Origin of the sequence: Alloacidobacterium dinghuense (genome assembly GCF_014274465.1) — a bacterium.
In the GTDB taxonomy this organism is placed as follows: domain Bacteria; phylum Acidobacteriota; class Terriglobia; order Terriglobales; family Acidobacteriaceae; genus Alloacidobacterium; species Alloacidobacterium dinghuense.
In genome coordinates this window covers 6,237,799-6,254,710 of sequence record NZ_CP060394.1, presented here as the reverse complement: position 1 = coordinate 6,254,710, position 16,912 = coordinate 6,237,799, and the positions used below count along the sequence as shown (strand labels likewise).

The 16,912-nt window shown below is 56.5% G+C and carries 10 protein-coding genes; 4 read left to right on the top strand and 6 right to left on the bottom strand.

The genetic code is table 11. The features are described 5' to 3' along the window. Window positions 1-8: 8 nt before the first annotated feature. From H7849_RS26320 to H7849_RS26305, 4 genes are all read right to left on the bottom strand, one after another. Window positions 9-2,444, bottom strand: coding sequence for a COG1470 family protein (locus tag H7849_RS26320; RefSeq protein WP_186743397.1), 2,436 nt, complete (start codon window positions 2,442-2,444; stop codon window positions 9-11). A 12-nt stretch (window positions 2,445-2,456) separates the two neighbouring features. Then, a complete protein-coding gene (locus H7849_RS26315) occupies window positions 2,457-3,824 on the bottom strand; it encodes a WD40 domain-containing protein (protein WP_186743396.1) in 1,368 nt (455 codons plus the stop codon). Between the two features lie 98 nt (window positions 3,825-3,922). Next, the gene (locus H7849_RS26310; protein ID WP_186743395.1) at window positions 3,923-6,538 is read right to left on the bottom strand and encodes a DUF1549 domain-containing protein; all 2,616 of its coding nucleotides are present in this window, start codon (window positions 6,536-6,538) and stop codon (window positions 3,923-3,925) included. Window positions 6,539-6,563: 25 nt separating this feature from the next. Then, window positions 6,564-7,943, bottom strand: coding sequence for a DUF1501 domain-containing protein (locus tag H7849_RS26305; RefSeq protein WP_186743394.1), 1,380 nt, complete (start codon window positions 7,941-7,943; stop codon window positions 6,564-6,566). 114 nt (window positions 7,944-8,057) lie between these two features. Here H7849_RS26305 and H7849_RS26300 point away from each other — a divergent pair, with 114 nt between their 5' ends. The 4 genes from H7849_RS26300 to H7849_RS26285 all read left to right on the top strand — a co-directional run bounded on the left by H7849_RS26300 (window position 8,058) and on the right by H7849_RS26285 (window position 12,505). Then, the gene (locus tag H7849_RS26300) at window positions 8,058-9,815 is read left to right on the top strand and encodes an amidase (protein ID WP_186743393.1); all 1,758 of its coding nucleotides are present in this window, start codon (window positions 8,058-8,060) and stop codon (window positions 9,813-9,815) included. Between the two features lie 100 nt (window positions 9,816-9,915). After that, on the top strand, window positions 9,916-11,304 hold the full coding sequence (locus tag H7849_RS26295) for an APC family permease (protein WP_186743392.1): 1,389 nt from the start codon (window positions 9,916-9,918) through the stop codon (window positions 11,302-11,304). A 52-nt stretch (window positions 11,305-11,356) separates the two neighbouring features. Next, the gene (locus H7849_RS26290; RefSeq protein ID WP_186743391.1) at window positions 11,357-11,905 is read left to right on the top strand and encodes a dihydrofolate reductase family protein; all 549 of its coding nucleotides are present in this window, start codon (window positions 11,357-11,359) and stop codon (window positions 11,903-11,905) included. Between the two features lie 342 nt (window positions 11,906-12,247). Further along, a complete protein-coding gene (locus H7849_RS26285) occupies window positions 12,248-12,505 on the top strand; it encodes a helix-turn-helix transcriptional regulator (protein ID WP_186743390.1) in 258 nt (85 codons plus the stop codon). Between the two features lie 575 nt (window positions 12,506-13,080). Here the strand turns inward: H7849_RS26285 and H7849_RS26280 are convergent. Together H7849_RS26280 and H7849_RS26275 are read right to left on the bottom strand one after the other, a co-directional pair. Then, a complete protein-coding gene (locus H7849_RS26280; protein WP_186743389.1) occupies window positions 13,081-13,803 on the bottom strand; it encodes a phosphatase PAP2 family protein in 723 nt (240 codons plus the stop codon). Between the two features lie 378 nt (window positions 13,804-14,181). After that, window positions 14,182-16,689 carry a 2-oxoglutarate dehydrogenase E1 component gene (locus H7849_RS26275; RefSeq protein WP_186743388.1) on the bottom strand — a complete coding sequence of 836 codons (2,508 nt, stop codon included), beginning with the start codon at window positions 16,687-16,689 and terminating at the stop codon, window positions 14,182-14,184. Window positions 16,690-16,912: the final 223 nt, after the last annotated feature.

The window sequence follows — 16,912 nt, the reverse complement described above, 5'->3', positions numbered from 1 at the left end:
GGAATCCCTCAGCGATTCGGAGAAGCGGCCTGAGCCGGGCTTGCGCTCGCTGTTTCGTTGGTGGATGCTACCTTGAGGAGAACCGGCGCGGATGCATGCATCGTAGGCGAATTCGACTCAACCTGACCCACCACATAGATCGGCTGCTCGATTGGTTTGACCCAGTCCTCGGCGCGCAGCGTGAACGTGCGGCTCGTCTGTGCTTCGGTCACAAGCACGCCGTTCAATCCAACATTCACAACTTCAATGCCGGGAGGAAGATTCTCTACCGAGCAAGGTACGCGGCCCTTAAACCCATTCTGCCGCTCGACGTGAAGCGTGACCGTGACCTCCTTTCCCGGTTCAATCGAAACTTCCTTCAACTCCGTCGTCACGACTACATCCGGAGGAGGAATAATCGATACCAGCTGTAGCGAAGGCGCTCCATCCGCATCGGCGTTCGCAATCCTCATCAGGTCGTGGCCATCGACATTCGCGTGCCCGACAAACTCGATGGGCGCTGGTTGCGTGTCCAGCGATCCATCCGAGGCGGCTGACACAACAACTACAGTAGTCTTCTGTCCCGATGGAATGACCGCCGGCTTCGCGGTCACTCCCGACGGCAAGCCCTTCCCCTCTACCTCAATCGGGCCTTCGTAATCACGTATCTGAGAGATCGATACGGTCACCGGTAAAGATCCGCCGCGCGGGATATTGGGATTCGCCGGATCCGCACTCAGCTGATAATCAGGCGTTGCATCGCGAACCGTCAGCCGATACGCGAAGTCCGGCCCCTCCATGCCACGAACATCTTTAAGGTGCAGCAGATAGTCACCATCCGCGGGAGCAACAAAGTCCAGCTTCGAGTCCGCGCCGTAGCCTGGCCCTCCATCGTCATTGCGCCATGTGAGATGAAAGACCGGCAAGCCGTTGGGTGGAAACTCCGCATCAGCAGGCAGAATCTGCGCCTTGTACACCGGCGTGTTGACAGCGTGTACATCCGGCGACGTTCCCGCGTATGCCAGGCGGCGACCCTCCATTCCTTCGAGGATCGTATCGGCATCGGGCTGATCGGGAATGAACTTCACGCGATTCAGCTCGTCTCCCACCATCAGGTAATCGCCTTCACGCAAACCGGAAGTGGACACAAGCCGGATGCCAGTCGTTCGCGAGTCTCTGTCAGCAAGCGTTGTCGTGGTCTGGTTCAGGCAGCGAATCGTCGCACGTGGAATTGGATTGCCTTGCGCATCCAGAACCTCAATCACGGAATCCAGCGGAGAGCCAAGGCGCGCGGCTGCCACATCGATGCTTAAACGCTCGCCTTTCTTTGCGTGAAAACGGAAATAATCCTCGTCCGGCTTCCTACCTGCATCGACTCCACCTGCGATGTGGCCATTGATCGTTACCGGCAAAGAAATGTCTTGTGCCTGCATAACCGCGCTGTTCGGCTCCTTCTCCAATATCTCCGGCTCATTGCCGACTGCCAGCTTCACCGTGTTCAGTGATGCCGTTTCCCCGTTCCTGATCTCAAGCGGAATCGTTGCCCACCCGTTCGCCGACTTCGGCGCCTCCACCTTTACCTGACGAACCGCGCCAAGATTCACACCCTGCACAGAGACCTCGGCCGTTTGGCCCGCGCGCACACCAAGCGGAAAGACACCGGTGACATAAGGCAACACACCCGCATCCACTCGATAAAAGTGATCCGGGCTACCACTTTGCTCGCGGTCCGTGATCGACAGAAGGTATGGTCCGTCCTGCGGTAACTTGTAATGCAGTTCAGCGTCTGGGCCTTCGTCATACGTGCCCGCCTCCGCAAGGACGTGACCAGACATATCACTCAACACAAGTTTGGATTGAAGCAGCGAACGGAGGCGCGATGCCTCCACCTGGAAAACGACATCTTCACCCGCCTTGCCTTCAAACTGGTAGCTGTCCTTATCGCCGGGCGAAGCGATTGTTCCGACGAAGGTAGCCGGCAGTTTCGCCTGCTGTGGCTGCACATCAGTGCCCGCAGCCATTGCGTGGCTCGCTGGAATTTCAGTCAATGCTCCTATGTCGAGTACAACCATGTCCGAAGTGCCGAGCGGCGTCTGAATGCGAAAGTGATGAATTCCCGGCGGAACATCCTTCGCTGCGGTGACTTCAAGTTTTGCAGTCTGCTTCTTGCCCAAAGGTACCTGCGCAGCCAGATCCTCACCTGCACGTGGTCCTGTAATCTTCTCCGGCACATCAGTGATCTCCGTCACCTTCCCACTCACACCGGCAACATCGAAGGTCACCGCTTTCGCATCCGATAGGTTTCGTCCCTCAACCGTGAATGTAGCTGTGCTTCCGCGCTCCATGCCCGCGGGTGAAATCCTGGTGACGCTCGGAGGAATGATCGGCTCATCGGCATGCAGCGGCAAGACCCACGCTGTGCCGGCCGCAAAACACAGACCACAAAGCAGAGTTCTCGTTCTCATCGTTCCCCCTCGCTACTCATTCCGGGCAGTTGGCTCTTGAGGCTCGAAGGCCATCATTTGCCCTCGCACCTCCTTGTAGTCTTCTGCGTTATACAAACTCAAAGTGCCGTTAAAGCGGCCTGCCGCCAATTGCTTTCCATCAGGACTTACGCTCAACGCTTCCACCCAATCGGACTGGTGGTCGATCACGCGAATCGGATCGAGCGTGGCGGCATCGCGAAAACGAATCGAACCGTCAGCCGAAGCGGTCACAATGGTCTTGCCATCCGGCGACCATACAAGCGAAAGGATGCTGTCCTCATCTGCAATCAGTGACTGTTCGAGATGGCCGTCATCATTGCCCAGTCGCCAAACATAGATAGTCTTGTCATAACCGGCGGCAGCAATGCGATTGCCGTCCGGCGAATAAGCAACCGTCGTCAGGCCATCAGAAGCATCGCTCAGCGTATACAACCTCTTTCCAGATGCAATGTCCCATATCTTCACCGTACGGTCCTGTGAGGCTGTAGCAAGCCGCTTCCCATCTGGACTGAAGGCCACGGCAAAGACCGCATCGATGTGGTCCTTCAAGTTGGAGACTTCCTTGCCACTCAAAACATCCCACAGCTTCGCCATCTTGTCGTAGCTTCCGGAAGCGATGAGCTTTCCATCCGGGCTCCACGCAATCGAATAAATGCAGTCTGCATGCCCCTGCATTGTCTTGAGCAACTGATGCGACTGCACATCCCAGATCTTGATCTCTCCCCAACGCTGCGGAGGACCTCCGCCTGCCGCGAGCAACTTGCCGTCCGGACTGAAGGCGATGGAGCGCACATAATCAGCGTGCCCCGTGAGCGTAGCGATCACGTTGCCCGTAGCAGGGTCGAGCAAGCGCACTTCCCGATAACCGCCCGCCGCAAGCAGCTTTCCATTCGGCGAAAACTTCACTGCCGCCACCGGCGAAACGACCGGAACCTCAGTCTTGACTTCAGGTATGGGCGCAGCCGTAAGTGCGTTCGTCGCGCCTGACGCTTCCGGCTTCGGAGCCCCTGCATCGATCCATGCCTCGATCGTGGCAATGTCGGCGGCTGAAAGCGGGTCCGCTCCAAACGGCATACGCGGAGCAATCTTTCCCTCAATCATCAGGGCCAGGCGGCTTTGCTTTGCATCGTGAGGGACGATGACAGGCCCATGGATTCCACCCTTCATCAGCGAGTCGTAGCTATCCATGACAAAGTCGCCCATCTTCGTGCTGGTCGTGTGGCAGGCGAGGCAGTTCTTCTGCAGGATGGGAGCAACATCGGAATTGAAGTTTGGTACTGAATCGGCGGCCACATGCGATTCGCTGCTAAAGCCGGAGTGAAATATCGCCCAGGAAGCAACAAGCACAGCAGCCATCATCGCAAATCTGCGAGGGTTGAAGAGGGATCCGAAGCTCTCAGAGTTCCTTGGCATACGACGCACGCGAGAGGCAAACAAAGGCCGTCATCCAATTCAAATCAATGGTTGAACATAAATTCTTCACTGGTTAAGAGCGACCACGACATATCGATCAGCGCGGCGCGACGAGCATCCTCCACGCCGGCAATCTTCTCTTGCTCGGCCGCTGCGAGCGCTTTCACCAAAGCTGAGCGTTCGGCATCCGTCGGGCGCCGGCTGAGCGAAGCAAGATAGAGGTAGTCCACGATCTGCTCATCGGAAAAGCCGAGCTTCAGCAGCATATCCACGGAGCTGTCAGGCGCTCGCAGCTTATTGTTCAGCGTATCCCCATTGATGATGTGCAGAGCCTGCGTAATCGTTGGAACGGATGTGCGCTCGCTCTCGCGCGTCTGCTGCCGGGAAGGGCGGCCAAACGCCGTCAGGAAATACGACTTCACCGCGGTATCCGGCAGCTGCATTCCTCGCATCCCCAGCGGATATCCATCAAATTTCTCCGGAACCTGCGTCACCTGCGAATACGCATCGAGCAGTACCTCGGCTGGCAAACGCCGGATGACATAATGCGAGCCGTACTTATCATCATCCGCATTCTCCTTCAGCGGCTCCGACGAAGTCTGATAGGTCGCCGATTGCATGATGGTCCGAATCAAATAATTCACATCGAAATTGTGCGCAACAAAATCCTTCACCAGCGCGTTCAGCAATTCATCATTCGTCGCCGGATTCGTATCGCGAAGATCATCGACAGGCTCAACCAGCCCGCGTCCCATAAAGTTGCGCCACACGCGGTTGACAATATTGCGCGCAAAGAACTGATTCTCCGGCGATGTAAGCCACTCGGCAAAATACTGACGAGTATCGCCCGGCGTCTGCATCGAGAGTGCCACAGCGTCCAGAGGCTTTGGAGGCAACGGCATCATGAAGCGGTCATCCATAAACTCGCCAGTTGGTGCCGAATACACCGTAACGCCGTTGAAGATCGGCCCAACGCCAGGACGAAAGCCGGTAGACGCAAACGTCTTAAGCCGCACCCGTGCGAACAGGTTGGCCATGCCGTAATAATCCTTCTGCGTCCACTTCGCCAGAGGATGATTGTGGCAATGAGCACAGGTAATGTTGATGCCCAGAAACGCCTGCGCCATATTCTCCGAAGTATCCAGCGGATCGCGATGCACGACCCAGTAGTTCGCCGCGCCATTTTCCTGCGTATTGCCGGTGGCCGTTATGATCTGCGCGACAAACTTGTTCCACGGCTTGTCCGTCGCGACGCTGTCGTGAATCCAGTTGTAGTAACTCCACATTTCGCCATTTGAAAGGCGATTGCTCGAAACCAGCAGCAGATCTGACCACTTGTACGCCCAATAGTCTACAAACTCCGGACGCTTCATAATTCTGTCAATCAACTGGTTCCGTTTGTTCGGCGAAGAATCCTTCAAAAACTTGTCGACCTCTGCTGGGCTGGGCAAGATGCCTGCTGCATCGAGATACGCCCTGCGAATAAATGCGGCGTCGTTCGCGGGAGGCGAAGGCGGAATGTGCAGCAGCTCCAGATGCTTCAGAATCGCGTCATCGATGAAGTTATTGCGCGGCGCCTTGCTGAAGACTGTAGTCGGCAGCTTGTTAGGAAACGGAATGCGCAGCCGCGAAAACGTGACGTGACTCTGATACCACACCGTGACTGGAGCCTCGCCGTATCCGTGCATCGTCACATGGCCATCGTTGCCGACAGTGGCCACGCTCTCATCACCGCTGTCATACTTGGCCCATCGCGTTACGTCTGCGGTGTGCCCGTCAGAAAACACCGCCGTGACCAGCAACTGCTGCTCAGCGCCCGGACGAAGCGAAGCCTCGCGCGGAAGCACTTGTATTTCCGTAACACGCGCATCGGAATCGCGTGGTGGCGGCATGCCCTGAGCAATCCATCCCGAAATCACTTCATACTCGGGTGAATCGGTACTAAAGCGCTTGCCGCCGCCATGAGGAATCGCCAGCGTCGGCTTCAACAAGATCAAGCTCTTCGCCGGCTCCATTGTTTCCGTCCGTCGCGCAAGGGCCTGGTGCGTGAGCGCATAGTAATCGGCTTCCGGATCATAGCCGCGCAGCGTCAGCTTGAAACCGTTCTTTCCCGCAGCTGCTCCATGACAAGGGCCTGAATTGCACCCCATTTTCGTCATCACAGGCAGCACGTCGTTGCGAAAGCTCCACGTCGAGGCGCTCGAAAAATCTTTCACGCTCACCGCAGCATTCGCCTGATGACCTTCTACGGTCGCGTTGATCGTCGCCAGGCCGTCGCCTTGCGGGACAGCAAAATCAACGCCGTCTATGGTCGCGACTTTTGTGTCTGTAACCGAAATCTTTGCCCGCGCGGTCACGTCCTCCTGATGGCCATCGAGAAAAATTCCCTCCACCAGAAGGCGCTGGGTGGCATGTCTTCCGTTCATCGTTATCGAAGACGGAATAATCTCGATGCGCTCAAGAGCGCCAAGTGGCTGGCGATTGGCTGTGCCTACGTTGGGATGTTTCGCGTTAGCCGGACCCGCACTCTCTACCTTCTCCATCTCGGGCGGATGAAACGGAGCTTCGCTCTTCGTCTGCGGGGTAGATTGTCCGGCGATGGCCGCCGGACCAAATCCACCGGCGAGTACGGCGAGCAATAAGGCGTCCCGAAGCTTCATAGTGATTCACTCGCCTTCACCGGAATCAACTCAACAACTCATCAATAGGATCAAACCCATGGTCTACCAGCCGCACCACACGCCCCTGCGGCGTCTTCAGTTCCATATCCACGGGAATCCCCAGGCACTTGTACACCGTCGCCGCCACATGCGCGGGCATCACCGGACGATCCTGCGGCGCCGCGCCAATCGCATCGGATGCACCCACAACTTGCCCGCCCTTGATTCCGCCTCCAGCCAGCACAACTGTCCAGCACTGCGGCCAGTGGTCGCGCCCGCCCGCGGGATTGATGCGGGGCGTGCGCCCGAACTCACCTGTCGCCAGCACCATCGTGTTATCGAGCAGCCCACGCTGGCTCAAATCCTCAAGCAGCGAGCTATATGCGTTGTCGAACATGGGGCCGACCAGATCGCTATAGCAGTTAATCGGGCTGAAAGGAGCAGAACCGTGAATGTCCCAGGTAATGTCGTTAAAGACCGTCTCAAACATATTGAGCGTCACGAAGCGCACGCCGCGTTCCACCAATCGCCGCGCCAGCAGGCACCCCTGGCCAAAGCGATTCATCCCGTAGCGCTTGCGAACATCGTCCGGCTCCTGAGTAAGCTCGAACGCCTCACGCGCCTTGGTCGACGTCATCAGTGTGTACGCCTGGTTGAAGGTCGCATCCATCAGCTTGGCGTCCTGGTTCGACTCCTCAAAGTACTTCACCGATTGATCGATCTCGTTACGCCAGCTGCGCCGCCGGTCCACGCGCACCGCTGAAATATAGTCCGGCGGCAGCATGTCGGGCACTTTGAAATTTGGATCCGAAGGATCGGCATTCAGCACAAACGGGTCATAGCTCTTGCCCAGAAATCCAGCTGTGTCGCCATGAGGAAGATTCCCGCCAAGCTGGCCTATCGTATAGGGAATCAGCACGTTGGCGGGCATATCACCCTTTGCGCCCTTTTGAAATCTCAGAACCGAGCCGTAGTTCGGCGACTCAAGACCGCCTTGGAAAAGCCGTCCCGTCTGCATCATCTGGCAACCAGTATCATGGACAGCTGCCGCCGTGTGATAACAGGATCGCAGCAACGCAAACTTGTCCGCGTGCTGCGCCATGCGTGGAAAAATTTCGGAGATCTGAATGCCGGAGACGTTGGTCTTAATAGGTTTAAATGGCCCGCGAATTGATGCCGGCGCGTCAGGCTTCATGTCCCAGGTATCGAGCTGGCTTGGCCCGCCCACCAGCATCAACTGAATGCAGTTGATGTCCTTATCTGGATTGACCGCAGCCTCAGCTTTGAGTTTTAGAAACTGCGGCAGGGTCAGGCCGAGGAAAGCCAACGATCCTGCATGCAGAAAATCACGGCGCGTTACGCCGTCGCAAAAATGAACGCGCTTGTCAGCGTCGAGTCGAAACATCGCAGGCGAAAGTCCCTTGCAAAATCCAGCCGAATTATAGTCCTGCGATGCGATCTCTGGCTGCCGTGAAGTGGCCGTGTGTTTTTATAGGAGTCATACCACTCAGAGGGTTTCATGAAGAAACGACTCAATTTCTGCTGTCTGGTTGTATTTCTCTCTATCTCCGGCCTTCATTACTTAAGTGCGCAAGCCGCAACTCCATCCACGGATGACAGCGCCGCACAAGCAGCCGCCCCACAAGCAACCATAGATAGTGACCTGCTTGAGGTCACTGTCCCCCAGCTCGAAGAGTTGTACCGCAGCCACAAGTACACCGTCACCGAAGTCGTGCAGTGGTATCTCGTCCGTATCGCAAAATACAACGGAATCTATCGGGCAGTGCAGAACGTTGATCTTTCCGGAGCAATGGCAACCGCCACCGAGGAGGACGCCCAGGCAAAAGTGGCTGGCGACACCTTGAAGCGAGGCCCAATGTGGGGAGTACCGATCGTCATCAAGGCGAACACTTCCGTCAAAGGGCTGATCACCACCGACGGGTGGAAAGGTTACATGATTCCCGGACATGAGTTGATCGCGCCAAGTGATGCAACCATCGTTGCCAAGTTTCGCGCCGCAGGGGCGGTAATCCTAGGGCAAACCAACATGCCCGACTTCGCCGCGAGCGATACCAATCGCAGCACAGCCTACGGGCGCACAGGCAACGCATACGACGTACGCTTCAGCCCCGGAGGCTCCTCTGGCGGCACCGTCACAGCAGTTACCGCGAACTTCGCGCTGCTCGGCAACGGAACCGACACCGGCAATTCAATTCGAATGCCGGCCGCTACCAGCGCTGTGGTTGGCGTCTTTCCCACGCGTGGCCTGGTGAGCCTTACTGGTATCGCACCGCTCGACTGGCTGCTCGACAACACCGGCCCAATTGCACGCGATGTAACCGACGCCGCCATCGCACTGGGTGTCATGGCCGGAGAGGACCTTATCGACCCACAGACATCCGGCTCTGCATCGAAAGCTCAGCCTGCACCATACACCCAATACCTGAATGCGGACGCACTCAAGGGCAAGCGCTTCGGCGTACCTGCGTTCATCCTTCAAGGAGCAGGCATTCCTTTTCAGGGCATCCCTACAGCCGAGTCTCTGAGTGATGCCGCCAAAGATCGAGAAGGCGCGCGCATCCCGTTGCGCCCGGAGACGCGCGAGGCATTCATGAAGGCCATCGAAGGACTGCGCAGCGCGGGCGCCACGGTGGTCTTCGACGATTCCATCCTTCCCGACAGTTTTGCCGAGACGGCATCGCACGTCTGTACGCTGCCCTATGTTGAAGAAGGCACAGAGAAGTTCCTCCTCAACTATGGCCCAAATCAGGGCCCTGACCAGTACCACTCCTCAGAGGAGTATCAGAAAGCCGTCGGCTCTCCCCTGCCCAGCACAATCATCGGCGGCATGAATAGCGACGGTCGGCCTCCGATCATTCAAGTAATGCTCGAAAGCGATCCGAAACGTGACGCCAACTACTTCACTCCCCGCCAGAAAACTCTCGACGCCTATCTTGAAACACTCGACCGGCTCCATCTCGATGGTTATGTGTATCCAGCAACGCAGATGCCGCCGCCCGATGAGACCATGCCGCAGGACGGACATCTCAGCGAAGGCCCGCACAGCGACACGAGCTGGGTCAACATGATCGGCGTTCCCGCCGTCGTCGTTCCCGGCGGGTTCTACCCCAGCGGTCTTCCCTTCGGCTTGGAAATTTCAGCCCGACCTTGGAGAGATGGCGATCTGCTCGGCTGGGCGTATGCGTATGAACAGACAACGCATCACCGCACACCTCCGGTGCTTGTAGAAAAAGGACTGCTTCCCAACATGCCATAAATTGTCTTGATTTCTTAGTTGTGAAAATCGCTCGACCGAGTACGATGCGAAGACACGCCATCAGCTCCGAAGACCTCCGCGCTGGCTGAAGCAGACCCGAATGAAGACGGCCCAAATCACCACCGCGGAACACCGCCTTCAACGACAACTTCGGCTGCGCGACCTTGTTCTTACGCAGATTCTCTGCGTGGTCGGCAGCTCATGGGTTGGAGTCGCCGCCGGGCTGGGACGAGCACAAACCCTCACATGGATCGCGGCCATGCTGGTCTTCTATTTCCCCATGGCGGGCTCTGTCATCGCGCTCAATCGCGAGCTTCCGCTTGAGGGCGGCCTCTACGTCTGGTCGCACAAAGCATTCGGCGACCTCATTGGATTCCTCACAGCATGGAACATCTGGTTCTACGGCATCGCCGTTACCGCTACGATCCTTTATGCCATTCCTACTGAGCTCTCTTATCTCATAGGTCCATCCGCCGCATGGCTTCCGGAAAATCATCTCGCATCCACTGCTGTCGTTACCGTCACCATCGCAGCCATCACCATCGCTGCGCTGCGAGGTCTGGCCCTGAGCAAGTGGATTCACAACATCGGCGGCATCGCCATACTCGTCGTCTTTGCTGCGCTGATCCTGCTGCCACTCTGGGCCATCGCGCGTCATGCTCCCATTCAGTGGGTGCCTCTCGCCGTCCAGTTGCCTCCCGCCACGCTGCGCTCGCTTGCACTCTTCGGCCAGATGATTTTCGGCGCGCTCTGCGGCCTGGAATACATCGCCATCCTCGCCGGTGAGAGCAGGCAACCCGCAAAAAGCATCGCCCAGTCCGTGTGGATCTCTTCGCCGGTTATTTGCGCCATGTTTATTCTCGGCACCGCTTCAGTGGTAGCCTTCGCGCGTCCGGGCCGTATCGACTTCATTGCTCCGATTCCGCAGACGATGCGCATCGCCCTCGGCAGCACGGGCATCGGAAATCTCTTCGCCATCGCAGCAATCTTTCTGCTTCAGCTGAGACTCATCGGAGCCTCCAGCTACATCTTCACCGGCGTCACGCGCCTTCCCCTCGCTGCAGGCTGGGATCATCTTGTTCCAGCATGGTTCACGCGCCTGCATCCGCGGTGGCGAACGCCCTCAAACTCCATCCTCTTCACCGCAGCCCTCGTCTTTCTGCTGGTTGTGCTGGCAAATATAGGAGTGCACGCACAGGAAGCCTTTCAGGTCCTGTCTAATGCCAGCCTTACGCATTACGAACTCGCGTATCTGGCGATGTTTGCCGTTCCGCTCGCCGGAGCAGCCAGCTTGCGCAAGGCCTTGCCGCGCTGGCTCAAGTGGACTTCGATGATCGGCTTCTGTGCGACGCTCTTCAGCCTGCTCATCTCGGCTTACCCATTCGTCGACGTCGTCAACGCGCGCCTCTACGCCGCCAAAATCCTCGGAACGACCATTTGCAGCAATCTCATTGCGATTTGCTTTTACAAACTTCGGCGAAAATCCTGAATCAACGAACCTGACTCGTGAAAAGATTGTGCGTCGACGAAAGGAGCGCGCTATGCGCCTCGTCACTTATGGCGGAGCCATCAGCCTGGACGGCTTCCTCGCCGCCGCTGACGGCTCGATCGACTGGCTCCATTTCAGCAAGGATGTTCAGGAAGTCGTGACGAATTACTGGAAGAACGTCGACACCATTCTTATGGGCCGCAAGACGTACGAAGTTTCTCTTGCGCAGAACCAGAAAGAATCCGATCAAACGAAAGAACCCGCCATACGAACGTACGTCTTCTCGCGCACCATCGCCGCCATCGAGACTCCAGGTGCCGAGCTTGTCTCGTCCGACGCCATCGAATTTATCCGCGATCTGAAACAGCGTCAAGGCAATGAAATCTGCCTGATGGGCGGAGGCGAGCTGGCGCAATCACTTTTCGCCGCTGGCCTGATCGACCAGGTTGGGCTGAACATTCATCCGGTCCTTCTAGGTTCCGGTATTCCCGTCTTCCGTGACTCTGGCCATCGATTGCGCCTGAAGTTGATGGAATGCCGCACGATCGACGGTGGCTGCATCCTGGCAAATTACACCGTCCTTCACGATGGATCGCTGTAGAACTCCAGGAAGGTATTGTTGCTTCAGGAGTTGGTATTCGTCGGGGTGAAGCCGGGAGTCAATTCGCAACATATTCGTTTGCACAAATATCGCTGCTTTTCCAAATAAATGCGGAATTTTATGCTCGTGAATCATCTTCAACTACAGAATGGTTCAAAGAATGCAGGCAAGGTGACTCAGCAAACAACGAAATACTGTGTATATGGACGGGGCGTGATTTCCCTGTATTGAAGTAGGCAATTGGGGTAGGAACTAAGGTACTGTCATCACCCACGTGATGACCACTCCTGGAGCAGTTCTAAACACCGCATTTTTAACCATTTAAAACGTTTTAGGTGAGCCATGAGTGAGAGCCGGATTCTCGAGAAATTAAACCCGATGGAGAAGCGCGTCTTAGCATTAGCGGTCGATGGACTGCGCAATGGAGACATAGCAAACCAGGTCGGAATTTCAGAGCAGATGGTCAAAAACTACATGCGGAACATCTACGATGTGACTGGCATGAGCCACGGTCGCGAGCTTTTGGCCTTCGTCTATAACAAGCCGGACTTGCTCGAGGCGCTTCGCGGTGTCGATTTGCCCGCCTTAAACTCCGCATAAGGGACAGATTGGCGGGGTTTTTCCGCGAGAATCAGACTTAGTCCACGGGTTTTGCGGGAATGCGACCCCGGTGGCAGGTCTTACAGGCTGCCGAATGGTAATGCCACCTCTGATATGCCTTGGCTGACCGTTCGGAAGCTATCTTTGTCTCGGGATCGAAAATGCCGTGTCTCTTAAGCGTGGCGATTAGCCCATCGACCGACGCCAGGTATTCGCTCCGAAGATTTGCTCCATCGATGCACCGGTGCATAACCGGCCTTTCACATTGTTTATTTAACAATCATCTCGGGACATCCTGGCTTTAGGCCTGGAGCAATCGAGCAAAGGAAGAAAGCACATCCCAATTCAAGATCAGATGATGATCTCTGCTCGTCTGTTGTCCCACGATATCTGACCGTATCTCCACGAAATTGCAAGCCGTCGCTGCCCCGACACGGAGCGGCAGAGAAGTGACACATATGCAGAATGCCTTCCCACATGGGCAACGAACTCATTTGTGGAGGGTCGCGATTCTGGGCAATGCGGCACGAAACGCACTGCAATCCCAATGGAGGGTGATGCGATTTCCATGCAGGTTAGACATGATGACGCATGAAGTAATGACCCGCATGCCGAGCGGCAGAAACAAAGGAACGCAGAGGATCGAACATGGTTCCGAACAAAAACGTAATGAGATAAAAGCAGGGATAGAACGAGGCAGGAGAGCGCTCAAGCCAAAGCATCGGGATAGAGCTTAAGCAGTTTCTTAGACCTTTGACCAACAAGAGAAAAGCAATGGAGACTCCAAGCAGCGCGCCCGCTAATATGTCAGTCGGATAATGGTTTCCCATGTAGATTCTCGGCAGACAGACGATGAAAAATGCATAGCAGAATACCAGGATACCCAACCTGCGCGAAAGAAAAGAGATTGAAGTCGCCAAAGCAAAAAAGAGAACGGCATGATCGCTTGGGAAAGAACTCCAGCCGAAGAGAATGTTCGGATCCACTCCGAGTGGAGCACGGAAATGGAGCTCGGGATTCTGCAGCGGACGTTCGCGGAAAGGCAGGAGGAGCGCGAGCGCCCTTGCGAAAAATAATGCTGCAGTACACAAGACAATGGCTGAAAGAATCAATTGTCTGTCTCGCTCCTCTGCGTCCTTGTTGCGAAACCAGGCCCACCAGAAGATGCTCATGATGAATCCGCCGGTCATGAGCTCGTTGTCGGAAGTCCCACAGATGACGTGGTCTGCAAGCCACGACCGTTGGGAGAATTGATTTACAAAGTGAATGATACCCGCGTCGAACCGGTTCAATTGCATCTTGCCTTATCTTTCCGACCTAGAGCGGGAGAGGATGGACTTCGAGATTGGCGAAACGGCTGCCATATCGCAAATTGGGTCTCTCCGTTATAAGACCCAACATCACGTTGACATCACCCATTCTTGACGGGTTCGCCGCAGATTCGCCTATCTTTTGGCCATCAACTCGAAGGTAATCAATTGCAAGTTGCAGAGAGGTGACTTTCGGAGATCGAAATGCCCTATGTGAAGCACGCGCCCCATGGGTCGGGTATCGTCCTGCTCATCGAGTGAAAGAATCCGTGCGAAGCGCTGACTCACCCGGTCTCTCAACAGCTTTTCTTACCAAAACGAAAAGGCCGCTTCAAAAAACAGCGGCCTTCGTTACAGCAAGCGAGGCTACTGACTAACTTTACTCTGCAACCCACCGCTCAGAGCCAGCTCGATCACCGTCTTCTGCTCCATCTCATGGGCCTTCGCCGACCCCGTCGCCGGACTCGCCGCCGCCGACCGCTTGATGCTCAGCACCTGGCGATCCCGCAACGCCAGCCGCTTCAGCCTCGGCATCACAAACGAGAGCGCGCCCATGTTCTCCGGCTCTTCCTGCACCCAGATCACCTCATGCGCCTCCGGATGCGCCTTGATCGCAGCTACAAGCTCCGCTTCGGGCCACGGATAAAGCTGCTCGACAAAAATGATCCCCGTCGCCGTGTCCTTGCGCTTCTCGCGCTCCACGCGCAGTTCATGCCCGATCTTGCCCGTGCAGACGAGCAGCCGCTTCGCATTCGCAATCTCCGTCTCCGGAAGCACGTTGAGGAAGTGCGGCTGGGCAAAATCAGCCAGCTCTGAAACAGCATCCGGATGCCGCAACATGCTCTTCGGCGTAAACACAATCAGAGGCTTGCGCCACTTGCGCATCGCCTGCCGCCGCAGCAGATGGAAGTACTGCGCCGCCGTCGAAGGCTGACAGATCTGCATATTGTCATGCGCCGCCAGTTGCAGATATCGCTCCACACGCGCACTCGAATGCTCCGGCCCCTGGCCCTCATACCCATGCGGCAGCAGAACCACAATCGCACCCAGCAGCCCCCACTTGTCCTCACCCGACGAGATGAACTGATCGATAATGATCTGCGCGCCGTTGGCAAAGTCGCCAAACTGCGCCTCCCACATCACCAGCGTCTCCGGATAATCGCGGCTGTAGCCATATTCGAAGCCAAGCACTCCAGCCTCGGACAGAATCGAGTTGTAAACCTCAAACTTCGCCTGATCCTGCGACAGATGATTCAACGGAATATGCAGGTTTTCATTCTCAATATCGACGAGCGCGCTGTGCCGCTGATTAAACGTCCCACGCTGGCTATCCTGCCCGCTCAGCCGCACCGGAGTTCCCTGCGTCAGCAACGAGCCAATCGCCACAGCCTCAGCCATCCCGTAGTCAAACGGACGCTTCCCCTGCCCCATCTCCGCCCGCTGTTCCAACAGCTTCTTGATCTTCGGATGGATATGAAAATCCGCCGGATACTTCGCCAGACCATCAGAAATCCTGCCGACTTCTTCCGCCGTCAACCCCGTCTCGACCTCATACTCCGCCTTGTACTTCCCGCCCCGATACGCCGACCAGTAATCCGGCAGCACCGCCAGTGTCGGCATCTTCTTCATCGACTTGGCTGCGCGCTGCGCCTCGGCAAATTCGGTCTGAAGCTCCTTCACCCGCCCGCTGACATCCGCGCCTAGCTTCTGCGCATAAATCTGATAGAGCGGCAGATGGTCCTTGATCTTCGCATAGCGCAGCGGTTGCGTAATCGTCGGGTCGTCAACCTCGCTGTGCCCATGCCGGCGGTATCCGATCAAGTCAATCACCACATCGGTCTTGAACGTATAGCGATACTCCACAGCTAGCGCCGCAACCCGCACCACAGCATCAGGGTCCTCGGCATTCACATGGAAGATAGGAATCGGCATCCGCTTCGCCAGATCCGAAGCAAAGCGCGACGAGTTCGATTCTTCGGGCTCAGCGGTGAACCCGATCAGATTGTTGGCAATAATATGAATGCCGCCGCCAACCGTGAAACCTTCTACCGAGCCAAGATTCATCGTCTCGGCCCAGATCCCCTGCCCGGCAAACGCAGCATCGCCGTGAATCACCACCGGCAGCACGCGCTCCTGCCCGTCCTTGCCAATACGCGTCTGCTTCGCCCGTGTGCGCCCCATGGCCACCGGATCAACCGCTTCCAGGTGGCTCGGGTTCGACACCAGGTGCAGCGAAATGTCCTTGCCATTCCGCGTCATGTAGCAGCCCGTCGCGCCCACGTGATACTTCACATCGCCGCCGCCCAGAATGCTGCGCGGGTCTACGTCCTCAAACTTCGAAAAAATGTCCGCAGGCGATTTTCCAAACGTGTTCACCATCACGCTCAAGCGCCCGCGATGGCTCATGCCAATCACAGCTTTTGTCGCGCCCAGTTCGCTCGAGCGGCGCAGCATCTCGTCAAGAAAAGGGATCAGCGCCGTCACACCTTCGAGCGAAAAGCGCTTCGTCCCCAGATACCGCGACTGAATCACCTGCTCGAAGGTATCGGCCTTGATCAGCAGATCGAGAATCCGCTTCTCATCCACACTTGGAGCTTCCGTTTCCAGCCGCGCCGCAATCCAGGCGCGCCGCTCGCGGTGCGGAATATGCATGAACTCCGCCGCAATCGTGCCGCAATAATAGCCGCGCGCCTCATCGGCATCGTCACCCTCAAGATCCAGTTCAGGAATAGGTTCCGCAGAAAGGTATTGGCCTAGCGGATCGAGGTTCGCCTGTAGATAACCCCAGCGGCGAAAGGCATCAAAGATTTGTTCACGGTTATGGATTTGCTGTTGCAGTTCGCTATGTGTCGGTTCCAGCTTCGTAGCACTCATAAATTCACGTATTCCATCGAAAAAGGCTGGCCAATTCTCCTGAATGCGGGCATTTCTGCGCGAAGATCCTCAATCAGGCCGAGAATAGGACCCGTCGTCTGCGCGTATTGTCGTGGAAATCGTGCCCGGGAGATGGCCAGACGTTTCATCGTCACTTCTTATTTTACTGGTTTCATAAGAAATGCGTCGAAGTGCGCACATAGCGATAAGAAACCGCATTCCC